Origin of the sequence: Sphingomonas sp. Ant20 (assembly GCF_000783375.1) — a bacterium.
Lineage (GTDB): Bacteria > Pseudomonadota > Alphaproteobacteria > Sphingomonadales > Sphingomonadaceae > Sphingomonas > Sphingomonas aerolata.
In genome coordinates, this window is sequence record NZ_JRVI01000003.1 from 22,372 (window position 1) to 47,893 (window position 25,522).

Below are 25,522 nucleotides of genomic sequence, written 5' to 3' on the forward strand. Positions count from 1 at the left end.
CGACGATGCTGACTTATCTTGCCGCGCTGCTCGCCGCAGCCGGTCCACAGGCCGCTGCGACCGAGCGACGCACGCCCCCTGCGGTCGCGGCCTTGCCATCACCCGAGCGTCGCCAGCAGCTGCTGTTCGAGGCGGCGCGGCTCGGCCGCACGGACATGATCGATCCGCTGCTCAAGGCCGGCGCCGACATCAATGCCTATGACGAGCGCGGTTTCACGCCCGTGATCCTGGCGGCGTATAACGGACAGCTTGCCACGGTCGACGCGCTGATCGGCAAGGGCGCCGACGCCTGCCGTCCGGATCGCGACCAGGGCAACAGCGCGCAGATGGGTGTCGCGTTCAAGGGCGAGGATGCGATCGCGGCGCGGCTGCTGAAGGCAGGGTGCGACGTAAACGCGCGCAATCATGCCGGGCAGACCGCGCTGATGATGGCATCGCTCTTCAATCGCCGGGCACAGGTCGACCTGTTGCTGGCGGCGGGTGCGGACCGGACGATCGAGGACGCGGCGGGACGATCGGCAGGTTCGGTCGCGGCCGGGCAGGGCAACGCCGCGATGGCGGAACGCGTCAAGGGCTGACGCGACCTTGCTCGGGTGTTGCGCGCGCCACAGCGGGCCGTGTCGCTACCGTTCCGCATTGACGCGGCGCGGCATCCGGGGCCATCGCTTTGGCCATGACCAAGAGCAAGGGACGCACCGGCGCACACGCGCGCGCCAATATCCAGCCTGCGCCGACAGCCGCCGAGCTCGACGCAGCCAAGCACGAGGCCGTCCAGATCGAGGGGCGGCTCGCCGGCCTCGCGGCCGGGCATCCGTCGGTGAAGATCTGGAAGGCCCGCCTCCGGGCCGCGCAGGCGGTGATCGCTCGCGCGCCGCGCGACTGAGACCCTCGCGTAGGTGGGGCCGGGTCTGGATCACGGCGCAGTGGTGGTCGCGATCACACCGGAAGCTCATGTCAGTCCCGGGATTTACTCCGACAAGTGAAGCCGATAGCCTGTGTCTGAAGACGTGGCTGGGAGAGTGACATGGGTTGGACGCGTCGCGGTGCGCTAGGCGCAGGGATTGCGCTGGGGGCGGTGCCGCCATTCGCCCTGGCGGCGGCGGGTGCACCCTCGGCGGCGACCCCGTTTCCGCTGTCGCAGGTGCGGTTGCGGCCGTCGATCTTTCTGACGTCGGTGCAGGCGAACCAGCGCTATCTGCTGTCGCTCGATGCGAACCGTCTGCTGCACAATTTCCATGCCGGGGCAGGGTTGCCGACCAAGGGCGAAGTCTATGGCGGATGGGAGTCACGCGGGATCGCCGGGCATTCGCTCGGTCATTATCTCAGCGCACTGTCCCTGATCTATGCGCAGACGGGGGACCAGCAATTCCGTGACCGCGCGGCCTATATCGTCGCCGAACTCAAGGCGATCCAGCGGAAGCAGGGCGATGGCTATGCCGGCGGGACGACCGTCGAGCGCGACGGCAAGACCGTCGATGGCAAGGTCGTGTACGAGGAACTGCGCAAGCGGGAGATCCGGTCGACCGGGTTCAGCCTGAACGAAGGATGGGTGCCGCTGTACACCTATCACAAGGTCATGGCGGGCGTGCTCGACGCGCACCGGCATGCCGGGCTTGCAGAGGGTCTGGCCGTGGCGATCAGGCTTGGGACCTATCTCGGCACGATCCTGGAAGGACTGAACGACGTCCAGGTGCAGGACATCCTGCGGACCGAACATGGCGGGCTGACCGAATCCTATGCCGAGCTGTACACGCGAACCGGCAATCGCCGCTGGCTGACGCTGGCCGAACGGCTGCGGCATCACGCGATCGTCGACCCGCTCAGGGACGCGCGCGACGACCTCGCGGGGCATCACGCCAACACCCAGATCCCGAAGATCGTGGGGGAGGCGCGGCTGCATGAGCTGACCGGCGATACCGATCATGCCAGGGTCGCCCGGTCGTTCTGGACGATCGTGACGCGCGACCACAGCTATGTCATCGGCGGGAATTCGGACCACGAGCATTTCGGCGAGCCGCGCAAGCTTGCCCAGCGGCTCGACCAGCAGACGTGCGAGGCGTGCAACAGCTACAACATGCTGCGCCTGACCCGGCATCTCTATGGCTGGACCGGCGATGCGCGCTATTTCGACTTTTACGAGCGCGCGCATCTCAACCACATCATGAGCCAGCAGCACCCCGACACGGGGATGTTCACCTATTTCACCGCGCTGGCGCCGGGCATGGGGCGTGTGCATTCGAGCCCGACCGAGGATTTCTGGTGCTGTGTCGGGTCGGGCATGGAGAGCCATTCGAAGCACGGCGAGAGCATCTACTGGAAGCGCGGCGATGCGGTTGCGATCAACCTCTATTATGCCTCCACGCTGGATGCCCCCGAGGCGAAGCTCGACATCGATACGCAATTCCCGCTCGGCGACACGGTGCGGATCGCCGTCAGGACAGCGCCGCGGACGCTGGCGCTCCGCGTGCCCGGCTGGTGCGCAGCGCCGCTGTTGCAGGTGAACGGCAGAACGGCCGGCGTGCGCGACGGCGCGTATCTGCTGCTGACCGGGCTGAAGGCGGGCGATCAGATTGCCTTGTCGCTGCCCATGCCGGTGCGCGTCGAATCGATGCCCGACGATCCCAGGCTGATCGCGTTCCTCAGCGGCCCGCTGGTCCTTGCGGCCGATATGGGCGCGGGGGACCGTCGGTCCGACGGGCCGGACCCCGCGCTCGTCACCGACCGGGCGGAACCTGTGCTGGCGGCGGCAGGCGGGTTGCACCGGTATCGACTGGGCGGGCAGGGCAAGCCGGGCGACCTGACGCTGCGACCGTTTTTTGCGCAGCATGACAACCGCACCGCGGTCTATTTCCGCCGGTTCGGCACCGCCGAGTGGCCGACTGCGCAGCTCGCCTGGGCGCGTGCGTCGCAGGAGCGGGCGGCGCTGGCCGCGCGGACGGTCGATGTCATCCGACTGGGCGAGCAGCAGCCCGAGGTCGACCACGCGTTCGCCGACAGCGGCAACTCTGCGGCGGTGTCGCATGTCGCCGACCGTAGCCGCAACGTGAACATCGGATATTTCGAATTCGACCTGGCGGTCGCGCCGGGGCCGCTGACGCTGCAGGTCGAATATGGCGGCGGACAGCGCAACAAGGATTTTCGGATCTCGGTCGACGGTATGCCGTTGGCGCGCGAGCGGCTCACGGGTGACGTCACCGCCGCCCGCAACGTCCGGACCTATACGCTGCCGCCCGAAACCACGCGCGGCAAGTCGAAAATCCGCGTCCGCTTCGAGTCCGACACATGGCAGGGGGTCGAGGTCTATACGGTGCGGACGATGCGATCCGAGACGATCTGACCGATACGCCGGTCGATAGGCCCCGGGGGATTTCAGGCTGGTCGGTTAGGCCCGGGAGCGGTATCGCGCCGTCCCGCGGATCGTCGATCGGAGACGTCATGAAGGTTGCGATCATTGGTGCAGGAATTGCGGGCCTGAGCTGTGCGCTGCGACTCCAGCAGGACGGCTGCGAGGTGACACTGTTCGACAAGGGACGCGGGGCGGGTGGTCGGATGGCGACGCGGCGGATCGAGACGCCCGGCGGCATGATCGCGTTCGACCATGGCGCGCAATATCTGACGATGCGCGACCCGGATTTCGTGGCGGCGATGCAGGGCTGGGCGGCGGCGGGCGTCGTCGCGCGCTGGCCCGCGGCGGGGCCCGATGCCTGGGTCGGGACGCCGGGGATGAACGCGATCGTCGGGCATCTTGCGGCGCAGACGGACGTGCGCTGGAACACCCAGGTCACCGCGCTGCGCAAGACGGCCGCGGGGTGGCAGCTCGATCCCGGCGACGCGGCGCTGTTCGACAGCGTCGTCGTCGCGATCCCTGCGGAACAGGCGGCGGCGCTCCTCGCACCGCATGACGCGGCGATGGCGCGCGTCGCGACGGACAGCCGGTCTGCGCCGTGCTGGACGGCGATGTTCGCGTTCGAGACGCCGCTATCGATTCCCGACGATGTGCTGAAGGATCGCGGCATCATCGGCTGGGCCGCGCGCAACAGCGCGAAACCCGGACGCGATGGTCCGGAGGCCTGGGTCGTCCAGGCGACGCCAGACTGGTCCCGCGATCATCTGGAAGACGCGGCGGAGACGGTGGTCGATCAGCTGCAGGCGGCGCTCGCCGCGCAGTGTGCCGACGCGCTGCCCGTGCCGATCGTCCGTGTCGGTCATCGTTGGCGCTATGCCCGCGCCGCGGCGGGCGAGTCCGGCTGCCTTTGGAATGCGGGCGAGGGGATCGGGGCGGCGGGCGACTGGCTGCTGGCGCCGCGGATCGAGAGCGGCTGGCTATCCGGCCGACGCCTTGCCGAGCAGATGCTGGCAGACGCGTAACGACGGATCCCAGCGCCGCGAGGTTCGTCACGCGGACCACGCATCGACGCGATCCGGTCATGGTCCGGCGCATGAAAATTGCCGCGAACCTTTGCGCGGCAGGCATTATCGGTTAACGGGGCCGCATGGCCACCCGTCCGCAGACCCTCTACGAAAAGATCTGGGCATCGCACGTCGTCGAACGGCGCGACGATGGCACCTGCTTGATCTATATCGATCGCCACCTTGTTCACGAGGTGACCAGCCCACAGGCGTTCGAAGGCCTGCGCGTCGCCGGACGGCGGGTGCGGCGGCCCGATCTTACGCTGGCGGTGCCCGATCACAATCTACCGACGACCGCACGCGTCGACGCCGCGGGCGTGCCGCTGCCGATCGCCGATCCCGAAAGCGCGCAGCAGCTCGACGCGCTGCGTCGCAACACGACCGAGTTCGGGATCGACTATATCGACGCGACCGCGGTGCAGCAGGGGATCGTGCATGTCGTCGGGCCGGAACTCGGCTTCACGCTGCCCGGCTCGACGCTGGTCTGCGGCGACAGCCACACCTCGGCGCATGGTGCGCTCGGCGCGCTCGCCTTCGGGATCGGCACCAGCGAGGTCGAGCATGTGCTCGCCACGCAGACGCTGTTGCTGAGCCAGTCGAAGACGATGGAGGTCCGCGTCGACGGCACGCTGGGCTTCGGCGTCAGCCCCAAGGACGTGATCCTCGCGATCGTCGGGCGGCTCGGTGCCGCGGGCGGGACCGGTCACGTGATCGAATATACCGGCGACGTGATCCGCGCGATGTCGATCGAGGGGCGGCTGACGGTCGCGAACATGTCGATCGAGGCGGGTGCGCGGGCCGGCCTCGTCGCGCCGGACGAGACGACGTTCGCCTATATCAAGGGCCGGCCGATGGCACCGAGCGGCGAATCCTGGGAGCGTGCGCTGGCCTGGTGGCGCACGCTGCCGAGCGATGCGGCGGCGACCTATGACAAGACGGTCGTGCTGCAGGCGAGCGATATCGCGCCGGGCCTGACCTGGGGCACTAGTCCCGAGGACGTCGTGCCGATCACCGGTCATGTCCCCGACCCGATGAGCTTTGCCGACCCCGCCAAGCAGGCGGCGGCGCGCAAGTCGCTCGACTATATGGGGCTGACGCCGGGTACCGCGATGCAGGACGTCGCGATTCAGCATGTCTTCATCGGCAGCTGCACGAACAGCCGGATCGAGGATCTGCGCGCGGCTGCGGCGATCGCGAACGGTCGGCGGGTCGCCGACGGTGTCCGCGCGCTGGTGGTCCCCGGATCCGGCCTTGTGAAGCGTCAGGCCGAGGCCGAGGGGCTCGACCGGATCTTCACCGGCGCAGGCTTCGAATGGCGCGAGCCTGGCTGCTCGATGTGCCTGGCGATGAACCCCGACAAGGTGCCGCCGGGCGAGCGTTGCGCCTCGACGAGCAACCGCAATTTCGTCGGGCGGCAGGGGCCGGGTGCGCGCACGCATCTCGTCTCGCCCGCGATGGCGGCCGCGGCCGCGGTCACGGGCCGGCTGAGCGACGTGCGCGACCTGATGGGACATGAGTTATGAAGCGTGTGATGATGCTGTTGATGGCCGGCGCGGTGATGAGTGGCGTTGCAGCCTATATGGCGGCAGCGCGGACGCTGCCGGGTACCGGACGTGTTGCCCCCGCCGAGACCGGCCCGCGATGAAGCCTGTTTCGACGGTTTCGGGGCACGCCTATCCCTGGGGGGCGAAGAACGTCGATACCGACGTGATCATCCCCGCGCACTGGCTGAAGACGATCACGCGGACGGGGCTGGGGCGCGGCGCGTTCGAGACGGTCCGTGCTCAGCCGGACAATGTGTTTGACGATCCGCGCTATGCCGGCGCGCCGATCCTGATCGCGGGCGATAATTTCGGCTGTGGGTCGAGCCGTGAGCACGCTGCCTGGGCGCTCGCCGACATGGGCATCGCCGCGGTGATCGCGCCGAGCTTCTCGGACATATTCTCGGGCAACGCGTTCAAGAACGGCATCATCGCCGTCGTCCTGCCGCAGGATGCGATCGACCGGCTGATCGAGGTGGCGCGGACCGACAGCGTGACGATCGACCTCGAATCGATGACCGTCACCACCCCGTTCCAGGACCGCTTCGTCTTCGAACTCGACGCGTTTCGTCGGCAATGCCTGATCGAAGGGCTGGACGAGGTCGGGCTGACACTGGCAAGAGATACCGCGATTTCGAAATTCGAGGAGGCGGTGGCCGAACATCGCCCCTTTCTGGAGAGGGAAAGCGGTTATGCGGGCATTGCTGTCGAAGGCGTCGGGCGGACCTGAAACTCTGATCTTGTCGGACCTGCCCGATCCGGTCGCCGCGCCGGGTCAGGTCGTGATCGCCGTCAAGGCCTGCGCGATCAACTTTCCAGACGTGCTGATCATCGAGGACAAATATCAGTTCAAGCCCGAACGCCCCTTTGCACCCGGCGGCGAAATCGCGGGTATCGTCGCAGAGGTCGGTGATGGGGTCGAGGGCTGGGCGGTCGGCGACCGGGCGATCGCAATGCTCGGCCATGGCGGGCTGTCCGAAAAGGTCGTCGCCGACCCGGCCAAGCTCTATCGCCTGCCCGAGGGGCGCGACTTTGCCGAGGGCGCTTCGCTGATCCTCACCTATGGCACGACGATCCATGCCTTGCTCGACCGCGGGCATTTGAAAGCGGGGCAGACGTTGCTCGTGCTGGGCGCGGCGGGCGGCGTCGGGCTTGCGGCGATCGAGCTTGGCAAGGCGTTCGGTGCGCGGGTCGTTGCTGCGGTCTCGTCCGAGGAGAAGGCCGCCGCCGCGCGTGCGGCGGGTGCCGACGAGACGATCGTCTATGCACGCGCGCCGTTCGACAAGGACCAGTCCAAGGCGCTGGCCGAGCAGTTCAAGGCAGCCGTCGGCAAGGCGGGTGCGACGTGATTTACGATCCGGTCGGCGGGGACTATGCCGAGCCCGCGCTGCGCTCGATCGCCTGGGAGGGACGGTATCTGGTCGTCGGCTTCCCCGCCGGTATCCCGCGGCTGCCGCTCAACCTGACGTTGCTCAAGAGCTGCGACGTGTGTGGTGTGTTCTGGGGTGCGTTCGCTGCCCGTGACCCGAAGGCCAACCAGGCGCATATCGAAACTCTGTTCGAGCTGTGGCGCGACGGCAAGATCGCGCCGCGGGTGACCGAGCGGTTCGCGCTGGAGGACGGTGGCAAGGCGATCGCGAAGATGGCCGCACGCGCCGCGATCGGGAAGCTGGTCGTCGAACTCGGCTGATGATGTCTCTCGCGCCGTGGCGGTTCAGAGCAGGCGCGAGATCGTCATGACGATCGCCATCCACAGGATCGCGGATGCGGCCGCACCGAGTGCCATGCCATGCGCGATCGAAGGGAAGCGACCGCGACCATGACCACCGGCACCGATCGGCGGCGCTGCGGGGTGACGCGATACGGCGGTGTCGGACGGCGGCGAAATGCTCCTTGGATGGTGGCCAGTCATTCTACTCTCCATGCCCGTGCCCTGTGTCACGTGACTGTCTTATAGATGATGGATGTGCCGGCATTGTTCCAGAGCCGCACCAAATTATTGCGGAGCCGCGGACCGCTACCTATCTGCTAAGCTCGACACGCCGGAGGGAACACGTGCGCCATGACGACTTTTGACGATCGCGAGCGATCTTTCGAGGCAAAATTTGCCCGTGACGATGAACTCGCATTCCGTGTCACGGCGCGGCGCAATCGGTTGCTGGGGCAATGGGCTGCGGCCGAGATGCGGCTGACGCGCGAAGAGGGCGACGCCTATGCGACAGCCCTGGTGCATGCCGATCTCGAAGGCGGGGGCGACGACGATGTCGTCCGCAAGCTGGTCGGCGACATGACTGCGGCGGGTCTTGACCATGACGAGGCGACGGTGCGCCGTGCGCTGGCGACGCAAATGATCGAGGCGCGTCGTCAATTAATGGAGGCCCAGTAATCCGATGCCGATGACCGCCGACGATATCCGCACGATGATTCGCGACGCCATTCCCGATGCCGAGGTCGAGATCACCGACCTGGCCGGGGACGGTGATCACTATGCTGCGCGCGTGACCAGCGCGAGTTTTGCCGGGCTGAGCCGGGTGAAGCAGCACAAGAGCGTTTACGACGCGCTGGGAGGCCGCATGGGCGGCGTTCTTCATGCGCTGCAACTGACCACCGTGATTGCATAAGGACGACGACATGACTGACGACACGCACGCGCGCATCGACGCGCTGGTGAAGGCCAACCCCGTGGTACTCTTCATGAAGGGCAGCCCGCTATTCCCGCAATGCGGGTTTTCGAGCCGCGCGATCGCGATCCTCAACCATCTCGAGGTCGAGTTCGAAAGCGTCGACGTGCTGCAGGACCAGGGCATCCGCCAGGGCATCAAGGCCTATTCGGACTGGCCTACCATTCCGCAGCTTTATGTCGATGGCGAATTCCTCGGCGGATCGGACATCATGATGGAGATGTACGAGAGCGGCGAACTGAAGCAGGTCCTGGACGCGCAGAAGGCGGCAGGCTGAGTATTTGACGAGGCTCTGGGATCGCGCGGGGGTATCTGGCCGCCGCGCGGTCGGGGCTTGAAGCGTGCCGGGTGAGGGTGGACCGGTGCGAGACCTGAATGACAGCGACCCGTCCACCCTGCATAAGCGCTGAACGCTCGGTAACGCATGAGACGGTGCAGACGATGTGCCAGTTCGCCCGAGTTGCGGGCTTTCCCCGTTCTCGGTGGTTAATCGGCCGCAGCGCCGGCCGCTGATCGTAAAAAAACCGACACAGACGGTCATCGGCGTCGATCGCGAAACCGTAAGAAACTGACATTGACTACGACCGTAAACGAGCTGATTACAAGCGTAGTCAGTGAGGAGTGAGTCGTGGCCGAACGGATCAGTGATGCCGAGCACAGCGTCATGGAAGTGCTGTGGGACGAATCCCCGCTCAGCGCGCAGGATGTCGCCGAACGCGTCGACCCGGCGCGCGGCTGGAGTGCCAACACGGTCAAGACGTTGCTCGGGCGACTGATCGCGAAATCGGCGATCACGCATGAGGAAGATGGCCGGCGCTACCTCTATCGTCCCACCGTCAAGCGCGGTGACTATGTGGCGGGCGAGTCGCGGCGGCTGATGGACCGGCTGTTCGGCGGCAGGCTGACGCCGCTGGTCGCGCATCTCGCCGAACGCGACGAACTGACCGCGCAGGACATTGCCGAGATCGAGGCGTTGCTGAAGGATCTCAAGGCATGAGCGCGGGGCCAATCCTGTCCGGGGGGATCGGAGACGGCCCCGCCGCCGCCCTCCAGTCGATCGATACGGCCGCGCTCGCGGGATGGGCCAGCGACGCGCTGATCGCATCGACGCTGCTGATGCTCGTCGTGCTGCTGGTCCGCGCCCCGGTGCGCCGCGCCTTCGGGGCGCAGGTCGCCTATGCGCTCTGGGCGCTGCCCGTGTTGCGGCTCGTGCTGCCGTCGATGCCCGAGACGTGGCACGCGGCGGCGACGCCCATTACGCGCGCTGGCGAGACGATCAGCGTCTACATGATCGCGCCCGCTGCAACGGCCGCGACGACGGGGGGCAACGATGGCTGCGGCGACACCGGATGTGGTGGAACCGTCGTTCGGCGCGGTCCTTGCGGGACTGTTCGGGGGCGGGCTCGGCAGCGCGCTGGGGGCCGCATGGGCGGTCGGGGCGCTTGGGCTGCTCGTCTGGCATCTGCTTCAGCATCGACGGTTCTGCCGGCAGATGCTCGACAGCGCGGACCGGCTCGACGACCGCGACGGGGTGCGCGTGATCGCCACCGCGGCGGCGCCGGGTCCGCTCGCCTTCGGTCTCGTCCGCCGCTACGTCGCGTTTCCGCGTGATTTCGCGGATCGCTATGACGCGGACGAGTGCGAATTGGCGCTCGCGCACGAGATTGGCCATCACCAGCGTGGCGACCTGTTCGCCAACTGGGTGGCGTTGATCGTGCTCGCGCTTCACTGGTTCAACCCGGTCGCCTGGCATGCGTTTCGTCGGTTCCGGGCGGACCAGGAGCTTGCCAACGACGCACGCGTGCTCGCCGGCCGATCCGCGGTCGACCGCCACATCTATGCCTGTGCGATCGTCAAGGCGGCGCATGGCGGCGCGGTGTCGGCCGCGTGTCACCTCCACACCATCACCGATCTGAAAGGGAGATTGCGCATGTTGACGACTTCTCGGATTTCACGCGGCCGGATCGCGACGGGGGCGGCCTCGGTCGGCCTGCTGGTCGCGACGGGGCTCGCGCTGACCGCTTCGGGCACCAAGGCCGCCACGGCGATCGTGCCGGTGTCGAGGACCGCGTGGCGCCGGTCGTCCCGGCGGCGCCCCTGCCACCTCTGCCACCTCTGCCATCTATGCCAGTCTTGACCCCGGTCGCACCCGTGGCGCCTGTCGCGCCCGCTGCGCCGCTTACCGCACGCCCCGCCGACGCGCGTCAGGTCACGACGATCGTCACGCGCGACGGCAAGACCGTCAGCACGCGGGTCATCCGTGCGAAGCCGGGCAGCACGATCGTCGCGTCGGGGATGGTACCCGAGGTGACCGAACGCGCCTGCGTCGATGGCAAGGACGGGCCGGGCAAGCACTATGTGATCGACCGGACCGAAGGCGGCGTGCGCAAGATGGTCATCTGCACCAATCGCATCGAACAGGCCGCCGCCGACGCCGCCACCGCGGCGATCAATAGCCGCGAGATCGAGGCGAGCGCCTACGCCTCCGCACTCGCCAGTCTGAAGATCGCGCGGGCCTCGATCGAGAAGAACACCGACATGACCGCTGCGCAACGCCGCGAGGCGCTTGCCGGCATCGACGAGGGTCTGGCCGAGGTCCAGGCGGACATCGCCAAGCGGGATTGACCGGCATTCTGGGGTAGGGGGCGGTGCCTGCGGCCCTGGACTCTGACTTTCGTCCGGATGACGGGATCGGGGTGGTATCACAGGGTCGGGCGGCGGGGTCTTGGGTTCGGGTCTTGCCATGCGCGCCGCCAGCCGCCATTTCGGGGGCATGGCTGAGCATCCGACCGGCATCCCGATCCAGCTCGAGCCGCTCGTCGTCCGCGTGCTCGCGCCGAACGCGTCGCCCTATACCTTCACCGGCACGCAGACGCATATCGTCGGGACGACCGCGCTGGCGGTGACCGATCCCGGGCCCGACGATCCCGCGCATCTCGATGCCTTGCTGCGCGTGATCGATGGCCGCCCTCTTGCCGCGATCGTTGTCACGCATCATCACCGCGACCATAGTCCGGCAACGCGCCCGTTGCAGGCCGCGACCGGCGCGCCGATCGTCGGCGCCGCCGCGTTCGCGCCCGGTGTCGCGGCCAATAGTTCGTTCGACGCGCTCTATGCACCCGATCGCGTCCTGGCGGACGGCGAGACGGTCGGCGCGGCGGGCTGGACGCTCGAGGCGATCGCAACGCCGGGCCACACGTCGAACCATCTCGCCTTCGCCCTGCGCGAGAGCGGGGCGCTGTTCTCGGGCGATCACGTCATGGGCTGGTCGACCAGCGTCGTCGTGCCGCCCGATGGCGACATGACCGACTATATGGCGAGCCTCGAGCGGCTGCTGGGACGCGACGACCGTGTCTATTATCCAGGGCATGGCGAGGCGATCGAGCGGCCGCAGCGGCTGGTGCGCGGGATGCTCGGCCACCGCAAGCAGCGCGAGGGGCAGATCCTCCGTCTGCTGCGCGAGGCGCCGCGGGGTGTCGCGGCGCTGGTCGAGCGCATGTATGTCGGGCTCGATCCGCGGCTGGTGCCGGGCGCCGAGGGATCGGTGCTGGCGCATCTGTATGATCTGCGCGGTCGCGGGCTGGTCGGCGAGACGGAAGGGGATGGTGCATGGCGGATGGCGTGAACGAGGACAGCCGCGGCACGGAGTCTGCGCGGCGTGGCGGGGTCGGGTCGTTCCTGGCCAAGGCGGCGGGGGTGCTGGTGCTGCTCGCGCTGGCCGCGCTGATCGCGCTGTGGGGCGTGCAGCGGTACGTGCAGAGCCGGCTGACGCCCGACCCGACGACGATCGCGAGTGCGAGCTTGGAGGGGCTGCGCGAACAGAACCGGCTGTCGACCTTTGCCGCGCGGTTCGTCGCGGTGGTGACGTCGCGCCAGTCGCAACTGGGTTTCACCACCGAGAAGACGCTGATCATGCCGGGAATGGTCCGCTATGAGGTCGACCTCGGCAAGCTGTCGCAGCGCGATGTCGCCTGGGATGCCGCGACGCGGACGCTCGCGGTGCGATTGCCGCCGGTCGAGGTGGAGGGGCCGCAAATCGACCTCAATGCGCTGCGCGAATATGGTTCGGGCGGTGTGCTGGCGACGCTGACCGATGCGGAGAAGCGGCTCGACACCGCCAACCGGCGCGCGGGCCAGATCGAGCTGGTCCGCCAGGCGCGCGAGCCCGCGATGATCCGGCTGGCGCGCGACGCGACGCGGCGTGCGGTCGAGCGTAGCTTCGCGATGCCGCTGCGCGCGGCGGGAGTGGATGCGACCGTCAGCGTGCGCTTCGCCGACGAGGCGCAGGCGTCGACCGAGCGATGGGACACGTCGCGTTCGCTGCAGGACGTGCTAGGGAACCGCAACTAAACCGGGATACGACAATGGAACTCCACCAGAATTTTGCGGGCATCGACATTCGCGGCGAGATCGAGCGGCTCCGCAAGGAGAAGAACGCGATCATCCTCGCGCATTATTACCAGAAGCCCGAATTGCAGGACATTGCCGATTTCGTCGGCGACAGCCTCGACCTGTCGCGCAAGGCGGCGGCGACAGAGGCGGATGTCATCGCGTTCTGCGGCGTGCGGTTCATGGCGGAGACCGCCAAGATCCTGTCGCCCGACAAGATCGTCGTGCTGCCCGACATGGATGCCGGCTGCAGCCTCGAGGACAGCTGTCCCCCCGAACAGTTCGCGGCGTTCCGCGCCAAGCATCCCGATCACATCGCGCTGACGTACATCAACTGCTCGACCGAGGTGAAGGCGCTGTCCGACATCATCGTGACGTCCTCGTCGGCCGAGAAGATCCTGTCGCAGCTGCCCGCGGACCAGAAGATCATCTTCGGCCCAGACCGCAATCTCGGCGGCTATCTGGTCCGCAAGACCGGGCGCGAGATGCTGTTGTGGCCGGGCGTGTGCATCGTCCACGAGGCGTTCAGCGAAAGCGAGCTGCTCAAGCTCAAGGCCGCCAATCCGGGCGCGCCGATCGTCGCACATCCCGAATGCCCGCCGATCATCCTCGACCATGCCGATTATATCGGGTCGACGCGCGGCATCCTCGACTATGCGATCGCGATGCCCGGCGACACGCTGATCGTCGCGACCGAGCCGCATATCATCCACCAGATGGAAAAGGCGTTGCCGAACAAGCGCTTCATCGGTGCGCCCGGCGCCGACGGTAACTGTAACTGCAATATCTGCCCGTACATGGCGCTCAACACGATGGAGAAGCTGTACGTTGCGCTGCGCGATCTGTCGCCGCGGATCGAGATCGAGGAGGGGCTGCGGCTCCAGGCGAAGAAGAGCCTCGATGCGATGCTGGCGATGGCCTCGGGCACGGTCGGGATGGGCGATCTCGGCCCGGCGCAGACCAGCGGGACGCGTTCGTGAGCGCAGCGCTGGCGGGCTTCGACATCGATAGGTTCGTCGCTGCGACGCTGGCCGAGGATCTGGGCACGATCGGCGACATCACCTCTGCGGCGGTGATCCCCGCCGAGGCGCGCTTTGCCGGGGTGATGGACAGCCGCGACGCGATCACCGTCGCAGGCCTCGCCCTCGCCGATGCGTTCTTCCGCGCGCTCGATCCCGAGGTCCGGATCGAGCATCTCGTGGAGGACGGGCAGGCGGTCGCTGCGGGTACCGAGCTGATGCGGATCGAGGGCCGCGCGCGCGCGATGCTGACCGCCGAGCGGTCCGCGCTGAACACCGTCCAGCACCTGTCGGGTGTGGCGACGATGACGCAGGCCTATGTCGATCGGATGCAGGGCACCGGCGCCATCCTGCTCGACACGCGCAAGACCATCCCCGGGCTGCGCGTGCTCGAAAAATACGCGACCCGCATGGGCGGTGCGCAGAACCACCGCATGGGGCTGTGGGATGCGGCGATGATCAAGGACAATCACGTCGCGGTCGCCGGCGACGTCGGCGAGGCGGTGCGTCGGGCGAGGGATGCGGGCATCGCGCAGATCATCGTCGAGGTCGACCGTGTCGACCAGATCGAGCCCGCGCTGGCGGCGGGGGCAACGCATCTGCTGCTCGACAACATGCCACCCGAGATTCTCCGCGGTGCGGTCGCGCTGGTCGATGGCCGCGTGCCGACCGAAGCATCGGGCGGCGTGTCGCTCGACACGATCCGCGCGATCGCCGAGAGCGGGGTCACCTATGTCTCGGTCGGACGGCTGACCCAGTCCGCGCCCGCCGCCGATATCGGGCTCGATTTCGCGACGCTTTGATTGGCGCGCGGGGACTGGCGCGTGGGTAGAGACGCGGTATCGTGCCGCCACGACATGATCGCGAAATGAACAGGGTGAAGATGCGTCCCAAATCCGTTATATTGGCCGAATGGCTGTATCTCGCCTCGATCGGTCTGCTGATCGCGGTCAGCGTGCTGACCTGGGATGCCGCGGTTGCGCAGGGCGGCTTTGCACTGGCGGCAGGGGTGACGGCGTTCGGCGTCGGACTGTCGCTGCTGCTGCTGATCCTTACGACGCGCAGGGGTAGCCGGGTTGCCCTGTGGCTGCTCGTCGCGCTGACGGTACTCGGCGCCGCTGGGGTGATGCTGCAGGTCGCGACGGGGGTGCTTGCGACAGGGCTGATCGGGATGCTGACGATCGCGCAGCTCGTGCTGACGATCCTGCCGATCGTCCTGCTGTTCCGGCCGCGCGCGCGCGCCTGGTTCGACGAGGTCGCGGACCGCGGCGTCGACGACGATGCCGAGGAGGAGATCGAGGCATGACGCGGATGAACCGACTCGCGGGCATGATGATCGTCGCGGGGCTGTCCGCGCCGGGCATTGCCGCGGCGCAGGCCTATAGCTGTTCGGCGCCCATGGGCGGCATCGACCGCGTCCGCCCCGACCTGCCGTCCGCGCGCGAACCCGCGCGGATCCTGCCGATCGCGAGCTATACGCTCGCCATCACCTGGGCCCCGCAATATTGCCGCGAGAAAGGCGACCAGCCGAGCGCCAGGTTCCAGTGCGGGGCGGGCAACCGGTTCGGCTTCACGCTCCACGGCCTGTGGCCCGACGGCGCGGGCAAGACCTGGCCGCAATATTGTCGCGCGACCGCGATCGTCCCGCAGGCAGTGATCAAGCGCCAGCTCTGCACGACGCCGTCGGCGCAGCTGATCCAGCATGAATGGGCCAAGCACGGGACCTGCATGCCGGGCTATCAGCCCGCACGCTATTTCCGCCAGTCGAGCAGCCTCTACGCCAAGTTGCGCTATCCCGACATGGACACCCTGTCGCGAAGCCCGCTGACCGCCGGACAGTTTGCGGCGGCGATGGCGAAGGCCAATCCGGGACTTAACGCGGCAATGATGCGCGTCACGACGACCAAGCAGGGCTGGCTCGACGAGCTATGGATCTGCCTCGACACCGCCTTCCGCTACAAGCGCTGCCCCGCGCACGCAGGCGGGGTTACGCAGGGCACGCCGATCAGGATCTGGCGCGGCGAGGGCTGACCCGTACTCAGCCGGCCAGCGTGACAGTTGAGGGGTGGTGCTTGTCGAGGTGACGCTTAATGATCCGCAGGTTGCGCGTGTTCGATCGGAACATGAAATCTGCGGCGTCGCCGACGAACGGCACCAGTCCGAGCGCCGCATCGAACCCGACATTGCCCATCATCCGGGCGAGCTGGAACTTCGACATGCCGAGGTTGCGCGCCTCCCAGACGAGCCAGCTTCCCATCAGCGCACCGATCAGGTCGCCGACGACGGGAATGAGCCCGACGATCGCATCGAGCCCGATCGAGCGGTTGATCCCGGGGACCATGAACGCGCGTTCGAGAATCCGCTCCAGCGCCTCGACCCGGGCGCGGACCGAGGCCGGGTCCTGACCGATCGCGAAGCTGCTGGCCAGCGTGGCGGGATCGATGCGAGTGGCATTGTTGGTCATGCGACTCACTTGGTGTCGGGACGAAGCCTGTTCAACGGGTGCCACGCGCGGCTGTTCGGCTGCCATTGTTGCAGCCGCGTCGCGACCAGCGACCAGCGGAGCGGCCGTGCGAGCGGAATGAAGGGCACGTCCTCGTTCAGTGCGGCATCGGCCGCCGCAATCCGCTGGCTGCGTTCGGCAAGCGTCGGTGCCGCACGCGCGGCGTCGAGTGCCGCCTGCGCGGGGGCGCTGCAGACGATGCAGGCGTTCGCCAGATACCAGCGCGCGCTATCATAGGGCGCCACCAGATCGATCAGTCGCAGATCGGCGGGGGCGTCGATCGCGACGCGCTCGGGCAGGATGCCGATCCGGAGCAGGGCGGCGGCGACATGCGCGTAGAGGATGGTCGCGCCCGATCCGGCGGGCAGGGCGATCCGCATCGCGATCGGCCCGCTCTGCGCCTGCTCGCGCCACGTCGCGACCCGTAACCGGGCACCCGCGCGGCGCTCGTCTTGGTTCAGCAGCGTCCATGACGGCACCTGCGGGAGCCCGGCGGAGTCGAGCGGTTCGGCGAGGATGCGGTCGGCCGCCTCCCAATTGGGGGCGATCGCGGCGGTCAGCGCGCTGCGATCGATCGCCTGCGAGATCGCGGCGCGGTTCGCCGCCTCGGCAAGGAAGCCCGTCCGCGAAACGATCGCGAGCCCGAACAACCCGACCGCGGGGTCGACCCGGATCGCGGCGGGGGCGATATCGGCCGTCGCGAGAAGCGGCCAGTCGGCGAAGCTGCCGCCGCTGACCAGGTCCGAGTCGCGATGCGCAAACCGCGCGATCGCCCGCGCGGCGCGCTCGCCGATCAGACGGACGTCACGTTCGGGCTGCATCTCGAGCTGGTCTTCGGGGTCGGCGCGGTTGAGATCATAGACCGGGCGCAGCAGCGGCGCGGCGCCGGGCTGGGCGATGCGGAACGGGCCGCTGCCGCCGGGCGGGCGCAGACGCAGCAGGGCAAGTTCGGGCTGAGCGAACAGCTTGAGCAGGTCGGGACGCGGCCGCGACAGCCGGACCTCGATCACCTGCGGCGTCATCACGACGATCTCGTCGACCGCGCTGAGAAAGGGGGCGAGTGGATTGCGCGATGCCGGCACGATCTGGCGTTTGAGCATCGCGACAATCTGGTCCGCGGTGATGCGGCTACCGTCGCTCCACGTGGCTTCGCGCAGGCGGAAAATATAGCTCATGCCATCATCGATGACGATCCAACGTTCGGCCAGGCCGGGCTCAATCTGGCCGGCAGCATCGAACCGGACCAGCCCCTGCGCCGTCGAATCGATCAACAGGCGCGAGGGGAGGTCGATCGGGCCTCGGCGGGCATCCGCGGCAGCGGGCACCCCACCGATCGCGCTGACGACGACCGCGCCCGAGTCGCGGCGCCGGTTGCAGGCCGCCGGTGCGAAGAGCAGCGCGGCGGCACAGGCAAGCGTGATGGTGCGGACGGCGGGACTCGAACCCGCACTCCAGGGGAGGGAGATTTTAAGTCTCCTGCGTCTACCGGTTTCGCCACGTCCGCACACTGGAGTCAGAAAGACGAGGTCGAGCGCAGGGTCAACCCATGTTGGACCCGCAGGTGCCGCTCAATCGACGTTAAGACGCGAGCGCATTTCCTTGCCGGGCTTGAAATAGGGGACGCGCTTGGCGTCGACAGCGACGACTTCGCCGGTCCGGGGATTGCGTCCGGTCCGCGCATCGCGCGCGCGCGTGGAAAATGCGCCGAAGCCGCGCAGTTCGACCCGGCCGTCGGCGGCCAGGCGCTTCGAGATCTCGTCGAAGAAACACGAGACGATCAATTCGACCTCGCGCGGCTCCAGGTCCGGATGCGCATCGGTCAGTTTTTGAACAAGCTCAGATCTGATCATGGTAACGAGCCCCCGCCCATATGTGATAATACTGATTTAGGTCAGTAATTGGGGCGATAGCACCAAATGAGTTTCAAGCCAAAAGCAAAAGGGACCGAAATGCATCGAGCATCCCGGTCCCAATTCGCTTACTTCTTTTCGGCTTCCGTGCGGGCCTTGAGAGCCTCGCCCAGGATGTTGCCGAGGGTCGCGCCGGAATCCGACGAACCATACTGAGCGACAGCCTGCTTCTCTTCGGAGATCTGCATCGCCTTGATCGAGAAGGTCGGCTTCTTCGAACGATCGAAGCCCGTCACCATCGCGTCGAACTTCTGGCCGACCTGGAAACGCTCCGGACGCTGCTCGTCGCGATCGCGACCCAGATCCGTGCGCTTGATGAAGCCGGTCGCGCCATCGTCGCCCTGCTGAACTTCGAGGCCCGCGTCGCGGACTTCGAGAACGGTGACCGTGACGATCGCGTTCTTGTTCAGCTTGTCGCCTGCTGCTGCGATGCCGCCGGCCGAAGGCCCGCCGCGCTCGAGCTGCTTCATGCCGAGCGAGATACGCTCCTTCTCGGCGTCGATGTCGAGCACGACGCCTCGACGGTCTCACCCTGCGATGCAGGTTGAGCGCGTCCTCGCCCGAAACGCCCCAGGCGATGTCGGACATGTGGACCATGCCGTCGACGTCGTTGTCGAGGCCGATGAACAGACCGAATTCGGTCGCGTTCTTGACTTCGCCCTCAACGGTCGAGCCGATCGGATGCGCGGCCGCGAAGGCCTCCCACGGATTGGCCTGAGCCTGCTTGAGGCCGAGCGAGATGCGACGCTTCTCGGAATCGACTTCGAGGACCATGACGTCGACTTCCTGCGAGGTCGACACGATCTTGCCGGGATGGACGTTCTTCTTGGTCCAGGACATTTCCGACACGTGGACAAGGCCTTCGATGCCCGCTTCCAGCTCGACGAACGCACCATACTCGGTGATGTTCGTGACGCGGCCGGTGAGCTTGGCGCCGACCGGATACTTGACCATCGCGCCATCCCAGGGATCGCTCTCCAGCTGCTTCATGCCGAGGCTGATGCGCTGGGTGTCCTTGTTGATGCGGATGATCTGCACCTTGACGGTGTCGCCGATGTTCAGGACTTCGCTCGGGTGACCGACGCGCTTGTAGCTGAGATCGGTGACGTGCAGCAGGCCATCGATGCCGCCGAGGTCAACGAACGCACCGTAATCGGTGATGTTCTTGACGACGCCGTCGATGATCTGGCCCTCGGCGAGGCTGAGGATCAGGCCCGAACGCTGCTCTGCGCGCGTCTCTTCGAGAACGGCGCGACGCGACACGACGATGTTGCCGCGCTTGCGGTCCATCTTCAGGATCTGGAACGGCTGGGGGATGTCCATCAGCGGGGTGACGTCGCGCACGGGGCGGATGTCGACCTGCGAGCCCGGCAGGAACGCGACGGCGCCGTTCAGGTCGACGGTGAAGCCACCCTTCACGCGGCCGAAGATCACGCCCTCGACGCGGGTCGTCTTCGAGAATTCGGTTTCCAGCTTGTCCCATGCGGCTTCGCGGCGCGCACGGTCGCGGCTGAGCATCGCTTCGCCATGGACGTTCTCGACGCGGTCGACATAGACTTCGACTTCGTCGCCGACCTTCAGGTCAGCCTTCTGGCCCGGCGCTGCGAATTCGCGAAGCGGCACGCGGCCTTCCGACTTCAGACCGACGTCGATGACGGCCATGTCGTTCTCGATGCCGGTCACGGTGCCATGCACCACGCGGCCCTCGAAGCTGTCGGCGTCGCCGAGCGTCTCGTTCAGCATCGCGGCGAAATCGTCGCGCGACGGCATTACCTGGGTTGCCATAGAATTCAGTAATCCTAGTCTGTTTCCGGCCAAGCGGTTGGATCCGCTGGTCTTGGCCTTCGTTGCCGCGACGACCGAACGCCGGCACGGCATCCGGACGGCACGAGGCGCAGAGGACGTAGACGCTGAATGCGAAAACGGCGCGTGAGACTCAGAGGTCTCCGCGCCTTCCTCCACGAGCATCGCTCGCCGGACGCTCCTGTGTAGCGGAAACCCCGTCTCGGAGCAAGTTCGCCGCTGCAGCGTTAGGGGCGGCTTACAACAGGAGCGAAGATTGAGCGAACGCGGCATTCTCGTGCTGGGCTGGATCGCCACGGCGACGGCAATCGTGATGTACCTGTCGTATATCGACCAGATCATGCTGAACCTGGCCGGTCAGAAGGGATCGGTGGTCCAGCCGTTCGCGACGATGGTCAATTGCGGGCTGTGGGTCGCGTATGGCGTGCTGAAGCCGAAGCGCGACTGGCCGATCGCGGTGGCGAACTTCCCGGGGGTGGTGCTGGGCGCGATCACGCTGGCGACGGCGTGTAAGGGGGGCGGCTTCGGAACGAGTGCCGGCTCTCCGCCCCCTTGGTCTCCCGCGAAGGCGGGAGCCCAGTCTGGGTCCCCGCCTTCGCGGGGAAACGCTGTTGGTTTACCGCACTTCCCCCAACCACCACCCCCGGCGAAGGCCGGGGCCCAGTTGGGAGACGTCGCTGACTAAGGGCAGCGCTCCGTTACTGCGACCTTTCCAACTGGGCCCCGGCCTACGCGGGGTGGTGTTGCTCTAAGCGGGAAGCGAAAGACTTAACCCGCAGCCTTCTTCGCCCGCTGCGCCTCGACCAGCGCCACCGCGCGCTGCACCGACGCTTCGATCGACAGGAAGCTCGTATCGAGCAGCGCCGCGTCCGGCGCCATCACCAGCGGTGCGATCGAGCGCCCGCTGTCGCGCGCATCCCGCGCCCGGATGTCCGCCAGCACGCGGTCCTTGCTCGCCGTCCCGCCACGTGCCTGCAATTCAGCATGGCGCCGCTGCGCGCGGATATTGGGGGTCGCCTTCACGAACAGCTTGGCATCCGCATCCGGCGCGATCACCGTGCCGATATCGCGCCCGTCGAGAATTGCGCCACCCGCCTGCGCGGCAAACCGCTTCTGCCGCTGCATCAGCGCCGCGCGGACCAGCGGATGTGCGGACACGATCGAGGCCATCGCCCCGACATCGTCGTCGCGCAGCGCCGGGTCCGTCATCACCGCATCGTCGAAGTCGCATGCGGCAACCGCATCGGCTTCCTGTTCGGGGTCCAGCCCCATCCGCGCCACGTTCAGCGCGACCGCGCGGTAGAGCAAGCCGGTATCGAGATAGGGGAGGCCGTAATGCTTCGCCAGGCGCGCGCGATCGTGCCCTTGCCCGATGCCGCCGGACCGTCGACTGCGATGATCATCTTAATTCCCCTGGCCGGTCGCCCGACCCGTTAATTCGTCGAGCGACCGGAAGAACACGGGATAGCTCGTCGCCACCGGCGATATGTCGTCGATCGTGATGGGCTCGGCGCTGCCAAGTCCAGCCACCACCATGCTCATTGCGATGCGATGATCGAGTTTCGAGGCGACCCGAGCGCCACCGCGAATCGCCGCCCCGCCCGAACCCGTGATCGCCATGCCGTCTTCGAATTCCTCGCACGTCACGCCGCACGCCTCGAGCGCGATCCGCATCGTCGTGATCCGGTCCGATTCCTTCACCCGCAGCTCGTGCGCGCCCCTGGCGACGGTCGTGCCGGACGCAAACGCCGCGGCGACGAACAGCACCGGATATTCGTCGATCATGCTCGGCGCGAGATCGGCCGGCACCTCGATCGCGGTCAGCGCGGCATGGCGGACGCGCAGGTCGGCGACGGGCTCGCCGCCGACGGTCCGCGGATCGAGCTCGGTGATGTCCGCGCCCATCATGCGCAGCGCCGTGACGATGCCGATCCGTGTCGGGTTCAGCCCGACATTGCGCACGACGATGTCCGACCCCGGCACGATCGACGCCGCGACCAGCCAGAAGGCTGAGGACGACGGATCGCCCGGCACGACGATATCCTGCGGGGTCAGCTCCGCCTCGCCGGTGATCGAGATCACGCGGCCTTGGTCCGTTTCCTCGACGGTCAGCTGCGCGCCGAACCCGGTCAGCATCCGCTCGCTGTGATCGCGCGTCGCGACCGGCTCGATCACCGTGGTGATGCCGGGCGTGTTGAGCCCCGCCAGCAGGATCGCCGACTTCACCTGCGCCGACGCGACCGGCAACGTGTAGGTGATCGGCACCGCGGGGCAGATCCCGCGCACCATCAGCGGCAGCTTGCCGCCGGGCGACGCGGTGATGTCCGCGCCCATCTGCGACAGCGGCTCGATCACGCGGCCCATCGGTCGTCCCGACAGCGAGGCGTCACCGGTGAAGGTGCAGGTGATCGGGTGGCTCGACACCAGCCCCATCAGCAGCCGCGTCGAGGTGCCCGAATTGCCCATCTCCAGCGCGGTCTCGGGCTGGAGCAGCCCGCCGACACCGACGCCGTCGACGACCCAGATGCCGTCGTCCTGCCGCTCGATCGTCGCGCCCATCGCGCGCATCGCCGCCGCGGTGGCGAGCACGTCCTCGCCCTCCAGCAGGCCGGTGATCCGGCTGGTCCCGACCGCGAGGCTCGCGAACATCAGCGCGCGGTGGCTGATCGACTTGTCACCGGGGACCGCGATCGAACCGGTCAACGGACCGCGCGCGACGACGTCCAGCGGTTGGGGGAGGGGGTGTGTCATGGGGCCGGGCTTTTGACAGTGGCCTTGCGCTATGGCAAGGCGCGCCCACTTTGCGGGGGCATCCCCCACAATCTATCCATTCGAAAGGTTCTATCGGCATGATCAAGCCGGAATGGGGCACGAAGCGTTCGTGTCCGAAATGCGCGACGCGTTTCTACGACCTCGAAAAGGCCGACCCCGTCACCTGCATCGAATGCGGGTATGCGTGGGAGCCCGAGCCGATCCTGAAGTCGAAGCAGCCGCTGCCGTTCGAGGTCGCCAAGCCCGACACCAAGAAGCCCGATGCGGATCTCGAGGGTGACGAGGAAGAGGATATCGCCTCGATCACCGGCGAGGACGAAGAGCCGTCCGCGGACGACGAAGTCGATCTGGGCGGCGACGACGACCTTGGCGTCGAGACGCCGCAGGACGAGCACGAGCGTTGAGATAAAGAAATTTGGCAGGCGGCGTTTACGCCGCTTGCCAACCCGGGCGGCTCCGGTTAGTGAGCCGCCTCCCAACGGGAATGGGGCCGTAGCTCAGCTGGGAGAGCGTTCGCATGGCATGCGAAAGGTCAGGGGTTCGATCCCCCTCGGCTCCACCATTCTCGTTAAGCCGTTGAAATCACGGTAAACCACTGGGAAACATAGGACTTTTACAGGCGTCTAGTACAAAGGTACGAGGACGAAAGCCTATGTGTTCATACCTCCACAGAGCACCCAACGGGGTCTATTATTTCCGCATGGGCATACCTGCGGACCTGCGCCCCTTCATGGCTGGCAAGCGGGAGATAAAGCGGTCGCTAGGGCTAAAGGACCGTGATGCCGCTAAAGCCGTGATACCCGACATGACGAAGGCTGCTCATGCCCTGCTTAAGCAAGCGGAGCGGGATAAAGCTGTGGATAAGTCCGGGGATAAATCCGAACCTAAGCCGATGCCTAACAAGGCCGCTGCTCAGACCGAGCGGGAGCGCCAGCGTTGGGAGCATGAGCAAGCTCAAGCTGACTATGCCGCTGACGAATCATTCGCCGCTGATATGGAGCATGAAGCCCTAGGGCCGATCATGGATGCACTTAGCGAGGGCAAGGAGGCCGATGCTTCCCCGGCTGAGATAGCTAGGGCTGGGCGCTTGCTGGTCCTGCATGAACGGGAGAAGGCGGGGGCGGAACGGGGAAGCCCTACTTTTCTCCATGCAGCCGAAGCATGTAAAAGATGCCCGCGCATTGCTGGGTAAAAATCGAGCCGTTGAATGCCAGCCCGCTACCACTGAGCGCGAGCCTGCTACCGGGTCCGGTCTGTATCTCGACAAGGATATTCTAGATCGCTGGGCTGCGGAACGCGGTGTTGTTCCCAAGGGCAAGGATACCCATGAGGCCGTAGCGCGGTGGTTCTATGAGCGGACTGGGCGCAAGCCGGTGGAGCTAATCACCCGGCAGGACGTGCTGGCCTTCAAAGACAAGCTGCTCGCTGAGGGGCAGACAGTCGCCAATACGAACATGAAGCTATCCCGCCTGCGGACGCTGATAGGCTGGGCATATCAGAACGATCTAGCGCCAGCGAACGTAGCTGAGGGCATTAGCGTCAAGGTTGCTGACGGCGGCAAGATGCAGCGCCAACCGTTCTCCCTGTCTGATTTGCAGGCCATCTTTGCCAGCCCGGTCTATGCGAAGGGCGAGCGGCCCAAGGGCGGCAGGCTTGAGGCTGCATACTGGCTACCGCTGCTCGGTCTGTTCACTGGGGCGCGGCTAGAGGAAATTGGACAGCTTCGCGTGTCGGACGTGCAGCGTAAGGAATACCCCGATCAAGACGGCAAGATGCTGTCAGGCTGGTTCCTACAGATCACTGAGGCTACCGATGCGCTGGGGCAGGATAACAGAATTAAGAATGCAGCAAGTGAGAGACTAATTCCATTGCATCCTGATCTAGAGCGGCTCGGGTTTATAGCCTATGTCGAGAAGTTAGCGGATCAAAAGGGCAGGGTATTCCCGGACCTAAAGGCTAACGTCTATGGTCGGCTTACTGCAAAGTGGGGAGAGTGGTTTGGGCCTTATCTCCGCAAGGTCTGTGGTATCACTGACAAGCGTAAGGTTTTCCATTCCTTCCGCCATACCTTCAAGGATTATATCCGTAGGGCCAGGATCGCGGAGGGAGTGCAGCGGCAGCTAATGGGCCATGCAGGCAAAGACGTAGCCGACGATTACGGCAGCGGATACGACCTGCATAGTTTGGCGGAAGCTATGGCGACATACCGGGTGCCGGGGTTAATCATAATTAAATATAATTTCACCTGATGGAGAGAATTAATGTGGTACACAGTCACTCGAATATTTGAGCCTAATGATCAAGTCTATAATTCTGACCGCTTTGCTACCTTGGAAGAAGCGATTAGCGAGGCTGACAAGACTATATCCATGCCGCTCACTATCAGGGTTGTTGTCGAAGATGATGATCGTAATATCTGCTATCGAACCACGACAGGCGGGCGCTAAAAGAGCCGAACATACAGATACCCGGATTGCGCCCGTATCAGCCCCTT

27 protein-coding genes, 2 tRNA genes and 5 pseudogenes are annotated in these 25,522 nt (G+C 66.4%); 26 read left to right on the forward strand and 8 right to left on the reverse strand.

Annotated features, from left to right (window positions below):
• Nucleotides 1-8 precede the first annotated feature (8 nt).
• The 8 genes and pseudogenes from NI18_RS00845 (at nt 9) to NI18_RS00875 (ending at nt 7,641) form a co-directional block, all read left to right on the forward strand.
• A complete protein-coding gene (locus NI18_RS00845; RefSeq protein WP_306286152.1) occupies nt 9-578 on the forward strand; it encodes an ankyrin repeat domain-containing protein in 570 nt (189 codons plus the stop codon).
• A 95-nt stretch (nt 579-673) separates the two neighbouring features.
• Nucleotides 674-883, forward strand: coding sequence for a hypothetical protein (locus NI18_RS00850; protein ID WP_037527415.1), 210 nt, complete (start codon nt 674-676; stop codon nt 881-883).
• A 141-nt stretch (nt 884-1,024) separates the two neighbouring features.
• Nucleotides 1,025-3,337, forward strand: coding sequence for a glycoside hydrolase family 127 protein (locus NI18_RS00855; RefSeq protein WP_037527417.1), 2,313 nt, complete (start codon nt 1,025-1,027; stop codon nt 3,335-3,337).
• A gap of 98 nt (nt 3,338-3,435) precedes the next feature.
• The gene (locus NI18_RS00860; RefSeq protein ID WP_037527418.1) at nt 3,436-4,368 is read left to right on the forward strand and encodes an FAD-dependent oxidoreductase; all 933 of its coding nucleotides are present in this window, start codon (nt 3,436-3,438) and stop codon (nt 4,366-4,368) included.
• 125 nt (nt 4,369-4,493) lie between these two features.
• Complete coding sequence (gene leuC / locus NI18_RS00865) at nt 4,494-5,933, forward strand: 3-isopropylmalate dehydratase large subunit (protein ID WP_037527419.1); 1,440 nt, start codon at nt 4,494-4,496, stop codon at nt 5,931-5,933.
• Complete coding sequence (locus NI18_RS26135; RefSeq protein ID WP_261362615.1) at nt 5,930-6,055, forward strand: hypothetical protein; 126 nt, start codon at nt 5,930-5,932, stop codon at nt 6,053-6,055. The genes leuC and NI18_RS26135 overlap by 4 nt, the downstream gene beginning before the upstream one ends.
• Nucleotides 6,052-6,681 carry a 3-isopropylmalate dehydratase small subunit gene (gene leuD, locus NI18_RS00870; RefSeq protein WP_037527420.1) on the forward strand — a complete coding sequence of 210 codons (630 nt, stop codon included), beginning with the start codon at nt 6,052-6,054 and terminating at the stop codon, nt 6,679-6,681. Before NI18_RS26135 ends, leuD begins: the two co-directional genes overlap by 4 nt.
• Nucleotides 6,644-7,641: pseudogene (locus NI18_RS00875) on the forward strand (NADPH:quinone oxidoreductase family protein). The gene leuD and the pseudogene NI18_RS00875 overlap by 38 nt, the downstream one beginning before the upstream one ends.
• A gap of 24 nt (nt 7,642-7,665) precedes the next feature.
• On the opposite strand, the gene NI18_RS00880 reads toward NI18_RS00875, so the two are convergent.
• Nucleotides 7,666-7,863, reverse strand: a complete 198-nt coding sequence (locus NI18_RS00880; protein ID WP_037527422.1) for a hypothetical protein — start codon at nt 7,861-7,863, stop codon at nt 7,666-7,668.
• 150 nt (nt 7,864-8,013) lie between these two features.
• Between NI18_RS00880 and NI18_RS00885 the strand changes: the two genes are divergently transcribed.
• From NI18_RS00885 to NI18_RS00930, 13 genes and pseudogenes are all read left to right on the forward strand, one after another.
• Nucleotides 8,014-8,337, forward strand: a complete 324-nt coding sequence (locus NI18_RS00885) for a DUF1476 domain-containing protein (protein ID WP_031395262.1) — start codon at nt 8,014-8,016, stop codon at nt 8,335-8,337.
• Between the two features lie 4 nt (nt 8,338-8,341).
• Complete coding sequence (locus NI18_RS00890; protein WP_031395261.1) at nt 8,342-8,572, forward strand: BolA family transcriptional regulator; 231 nt, start codon at nt 8,342-8,344, stop codon at nt 8,570-8,572.
• Nucleotides 8,573-8,582: 10 nt separating this feature from the next.
• Nucleotides 8,583-8,909: a Grx4 family monothiol glutaredoxin gene (gene grxD / locus NI18_RS00895; protein ID WP_031395260.1), complete on the forward strand. Its 327-nt coding sequence runs from the start codon at nt 8,583-8,585 to the stop codon at nt 8,907-8,909.
• A 351-nt stretch (nt 8,910-9,260) separates the two neighbouring features.
• A complete protein-coding gene (locus NI18_RS00900; protein ID WP_037527427.1) occupies nt 9,261-9,629 on the forward strand; it encodes a BlaI/MecI/CopY family transcriptional regulator in 369 nt (122 codons plus the stop codon).
• A pseudogene (locus tag NI18_RS26140) lies at nt 9,626-9,853 on the forward strand (M56 family metallopeptidase); the annotation flags it as partial. The gene NI18_RS00900 and the pseudogene NI18_RS26140, both read left to right, overlap by 4 nt.
• A gap of 109 nt (nt 9,854-9,962) precedes the next feature.
• Nucleotides 9,963-10,769 (forward strand): M56 family metallopeptidase, encoded by an 807-nt coding sequence (locus NI18_RS26145; protein ID WP_306286147.1) that lies wholly within the window; start codon nt 9,963-9,965, stop codon nt 10,767-10,769.
• Complete coding sequence (locus NI18_RS26150; protein WP_306286148.1) at nt 10,757-11,257, forward strand: hypothetical protein; 501 nt, start codon at nt 10,757-10,759, stop codon at nt 11,255-11,257. The genes NI18_RS26145 and NI18_RS26150 overlap by 13 nt, the downstream gene beginning before the upstream one ends.
• A 148-nt stretch (nt 11,258-11,405) precedes the next feature.
• Nucleotides 11,406-12,257 (forward strand): MBL fold metallo-hydrolase, encoded by an 852-nt coding sequence (locus tag NI18_RS00910; protein WP_037527472.1) that lies wholly within the window; start codon nt 11,406-11,408, stop codon nt 12,255-12,257.
• Nucleotides 12,242-12,982, forward strand: coding sequence for a DUF4230 domain-containing protein (locus NI18_RS00915; protein WP_042467614.1), 741 nt, complete (start codon nt 12,242-12,244; stop codon nt 12,980-12,982). Before NI18_RS00910 ends, NI18_RS00915 begins: the two co-directional genes overlap by 16 nt.
• A 14-nt stretch (nt 12,983-12,996) precedes the next feature.
• Complete coding sequence (nadA, locus tag NI18_RS00920) at nt 12,997-14,001, forward strand: quinolinate synthase NadA (protein ID WP_037527429.1); 1,005 nt, start codon at nt 12,997-12,999, stop codon at nt 13,999-14,001.
• A complete protein-coding gene (gene nadC / locus NI18_RS00925; RefSeq protein WP_031441621.1) occupies nt 13,998-14,843 on the forward strand; it encodes a carboxylating nicotinate-nucleotide diphosphorylase in 846 nt (281 codons plus the stop codon). The genes nadA and nadC overlap by 4 nt, the downstream gene beginning before the upstream one ends.
• A 65-nt stretch (nt 14,844-14,908) precedes the next feature.
• Nucleotides 14,909-15,346: a hypothetical protein gene (locus NI18_RS21920; protein WP_052148893.1), complete on the forward strand. Its 438-nt coding sequence runs from the start codon at nt 14,909-14,911 to the stop codon at nt 15,344-15,346.
• 5 nt (nt 15,347-15,351) lie between these two features.
• Complete coding sequence (locus NI18_RS00930) at nt 15,352-16,071, forward strand: ribonuclease T (RefSeq protein ID WP_037527474.1); 720 nt, start codon at nt 15,352-15,354, stop codon at nt 16,069-16,071.
• A 7-nt stretch (nt 16,072-16,078) separates the two neighbouring features.
• On the opposite strand, the gene NI18_RS00935 is transcribed toward NI18_RS00930, so the two are convergent.
• The 5 genes and pseudogenes from NI18_RS00935 to rpsA all read right to left on the reverse strand — a co-directional run bounded on the left by NI18_RS00935 (nt 16,079) and on the right by rpsA (nt 20,238).
• Complete coding sequence (locus NI18_RS00935) at nt 16,079-16,504, reverse strand: DUF4112 domain-containing protein (protein ID WP_037527432.1); 426 nt, start codon at nt 16,502-16,504, stop codon at nt 16,079-16,081.
• 5 nt (nt 16,505-16,509) lie between these two features.
• A complete protein-coding gene (locus tag NI18_RS00940; protein WP_249403298.1) occupies nt 16,510-17,814 on the reverse strand; it encodes an ABC transporter substrate-binding protein in 1,305 nt (434 codons plus the stop codon).
• 149 nt (nt 17,815-17,963) lie between these two features.
• Nucleotides 17,964-18,047, reverse strand: a tRNA-Leu gene (locus NI18_RS00945).
• A 64-nt stretch (nt 18,048-18,111) separates the two neighbouring features.
• Entirely contained in the window at nt 18,112-18,393 is a 282-nt protein-coding gene (locus tag NI18_RS00950) for an integration host factor subunit beta (RefSeq protein WP_031393082.1), read from the reverse strand.
• 128 nt (nt 18,394-18,521) lie between these two features.
• Nucleotides 18,522-20,238: pseudogene (rpsA, locus tag NI18_RS00955) on the reverse strand (30S ribosomal protein S1).
• Between the two features lie 274 nt (nt 20,239-20,512).
• Here rpsA and NI18_RS27690 point away from each other — a divergent pair.
• Nucleotides 20,513-20,764 (forward strand): annotated as a pseudogene (locus NI18_RS27690) (SemiSWEET family transporter); the annotation flags it as partial.
• Nucleotides 20,765-21,024: 260 nt separating this feature from the next.
• On the opposite strand, the pseudogene cmk reads toward NI18_RS27690, so the two are convergent.
• Both cmk and aroA read right to left on the reverse strand, forming a co-directional pair.
• A pseudogene (gene cmk / locus NI18_RS00965) lies at nt 21,025-21,659 on the reverse strand ((d)CMP kinase).
• A 1-nt stretch (nt 21,660) separates the two neighbouring features.
• Nucleotides 21,661-23,007: a 3-phosphoshikimate 1-carboxyvinyltransferase gene (gene aroA, locus NI18_RS00970; RefSeq protein ID WP_031441627.1), complete on the reverse strand. Its 1,347-nt coding sequence runs from the start codon at nt 23,005-23,007 to the stop codon at nt 21,661-21,663.
• Between the two features lie 98 nt (nt 23,008-23,105).
• Here aroA and NI18_RS00975 point away from each other — a divergent pair, with 98 nt between their 5' ends.
• The 4 genes from NI18_RS00975 to NI18_RS00990 all read left to right on the forward strand — a co-directional run bounded on the left by NI18_RS00975 (nt 23,106) and on the right by NI18_RS00990 (nt 25,277).
• Nucleotides 23,106-23,432 carry a TIGR02300 family protein gene (locus NI18_RS00975; protein ID WP_031395784.1) on the forward strand — a complete coding sequence of 109 codons (327 nt, stop codon included), beginning with the start codon at nt 23,106-23,108 and terminating at the stop codon, nt 23,430-23,432.
• A gap of 82 nt (nt 23,433-23,514) precedes the next feature.
• A tRNA-Ala gene (locus NI18_RS00980) sits at nt 23,515-23,590 on the forward strand.
• A gap of 90 nt (nt 23,591-23,680) precedes the next feature.
• Complete coding sequence (locus tag NI18_RS25405) at nt 23,681-24,220, forward strand: DUF6538 domain-containing protein (protein ID WP_347574776.1); 540 nt, start codon at nt 23,681-23,683, stop codon at nt 24,218-24,220.
• Nucleotides 24,177-25,277 (forward strand): site-specific integrase, encoded by a 1,101-nt coding sequence (locus NI18_RS00990; RefSeq protein WP_128082010.1) that lies wholly within the window; start codon nt 24,177-24,179, stop codon nt 25,275-25,277. Before NI18_RS25405 ends, NI18_RS00990 begins: the two co-directional genes overlap by 44 nt.
• Nucleotides 25,278-25,522 lie beyond the last annotated feature (245 nt).

Bases quoted from the DNA above. Each gene is read 5' to 3' on its own strand.
- leuC (WP_037527419.1), top strand. From the start codon at position 4,494: ATGGCCACCCGTCCGCAGACCCTCTACGAAAAGATCTGGGCATCGCAC.
- nadA (WP_037527429.1), top strand. From the start codon at position 12,997: ATGGAACTCCACCAGAATTTTGCGGGCATCGACATTCGCGGCGAGATC.
- NI18_RS00880 (WP_037527422.1), bottom strand. From the start codon at position 7,863: ATGACTGGCCACCATCCAAGGAGCATTTCGCCGCCGTCCGACACCGCC.
- NI18_RS00910 (WP_037527472.1), top strand. From the start codon at position 11,406: ATGGCTGAGCATCCGACCGGCATCCCGATCCAGCTCGAGCCGCTCGTC.
- NI18_RS25405 (WP_347574776.1), top strand. From the start codon at position 23,681: ATGTGTTCATACCTCCACAGAGCACCCAACGGGGTCTATTATTTCCGC.
- NI18_RS00930 (WP_037527474.1), top strand. From the start codon at position 15,352: ATGAACCGACTCGCGGGCATGATGATCGTCGCGGGGCTGTCCGCGCCG.
- aroA (WP_031441627.1), bottom strand. From the start codon at position 23,007: ATGACACACCCCCTCCCCCAACCGCTGGACGTCGTCGCGCGCGGTCCG.
- NI18_RS00990 (WP_128082010.1), top strand. From the start codon at position 24,177: ATGCAGCCGAAGCATGTAAAAGATGCCCGCGCATTGCTGGGTAAAAAT.
- NI18_RS00850 (WP_037527415.1), top strand. From the start codon at position 674: ATGACCAAGAGCAAGGGACGCACCGGCGCACACGCGCGCGCCAATATC.
- NI18_RS26145 (WP_306286147.1), top strand. From the start codon at position 9,963: ATGGCTGCGGCGACACCGGATGTGGTGGAACCGTCGTTCGGCGCGGTC.
- NI18_RS00950 (WP_031393082.1), bottom strand. From the start codon at position 18,393: ATGATCAGATCTGAGCTTGTTCAAAAACTGACCGATGCGCATCCGGAC.
- NI18_RS26150 (WP_306286148.1), top strand. From the start codon at position 10,757: ATGCCAGTCTTGACCCCGGTCGCACCCGTGGCGCCTGTCGCGCCCGCT.
- NI18_RS00975 (WP_031395784.1), top strand. From the start codon at position 23,106: ATGATCAAGCCGGAATGGGGCACGAAGCGTTCGTGTCCGAAATGCGCG.
- grxD (WP_031395260.1), top strand. From the start codon at position 8,583: ATGACTGACGACACGCACGCGCGCATCGACGCGCTGGTGAAGGCCAAC.
- NI18_RS00890 (WP_031395261.1), top strand. From the start codon at position 8,342: ATGCCGATGACCGCCGACGATATCCGCACGATGATTCGCGACGCCATT.
- NI18_RS00935 (WP_037527432.1), bottom strand. From the start codon at position 16,504: ATGACCAACAATGCCACTCGCATCGATCCCGCCACGCTGGCCAGCAGC.
- NI18_RS21920 (WP_052148893.1), top strand. From the start codon at position 14,909: ATGAACAGGGTGAAGATGCGTCCCAAATCCGTTATATTGGCCGAATGG.
- leuD (WP_037527420.1), top strand. From the start codon at position 6,052: ATGAAGCCTGTTTCGACGGTTTCGGGGCACGCCTATCCCTGGGGGGCG.
- NI18_RS26135 (WP_261362615.1), top strand. From the start codon at position 5,930: ATGAAGCGTGTGATGATGCTGTTGATGGCCGGCGCGGTGATGAGTGGC.
- NI18_RS00860 (WP_037527418.1), top strand. From the start codon at position 3,436: ATGAAGGTTGCGATCATTGGTGCAGGAATTGCGGGCCTGAGCTGTGCG.
- NI18_RS00915 (WP_042467614.1), top strand. From the start codon at position 12,242: ATGGCGGATGGCGTGAACGAGGACAGCCGCGGCACGGAGTCTGCGCGG.
- NI18_RS00885 (WP_031395262.1), top strand. From the start codon at position 8,014: ATGACGACTTTTGACGATCGCGAGCGATCTTTCGAGGCAAAATTTGCC.
- NI18_RS00855 (WP_037527417.1), top strand. From the start codon at position 1,025: ATGGGTTGGACGCGTCGCGGTGCGCTAGGCGCAGGGATTGCGCTGGGG.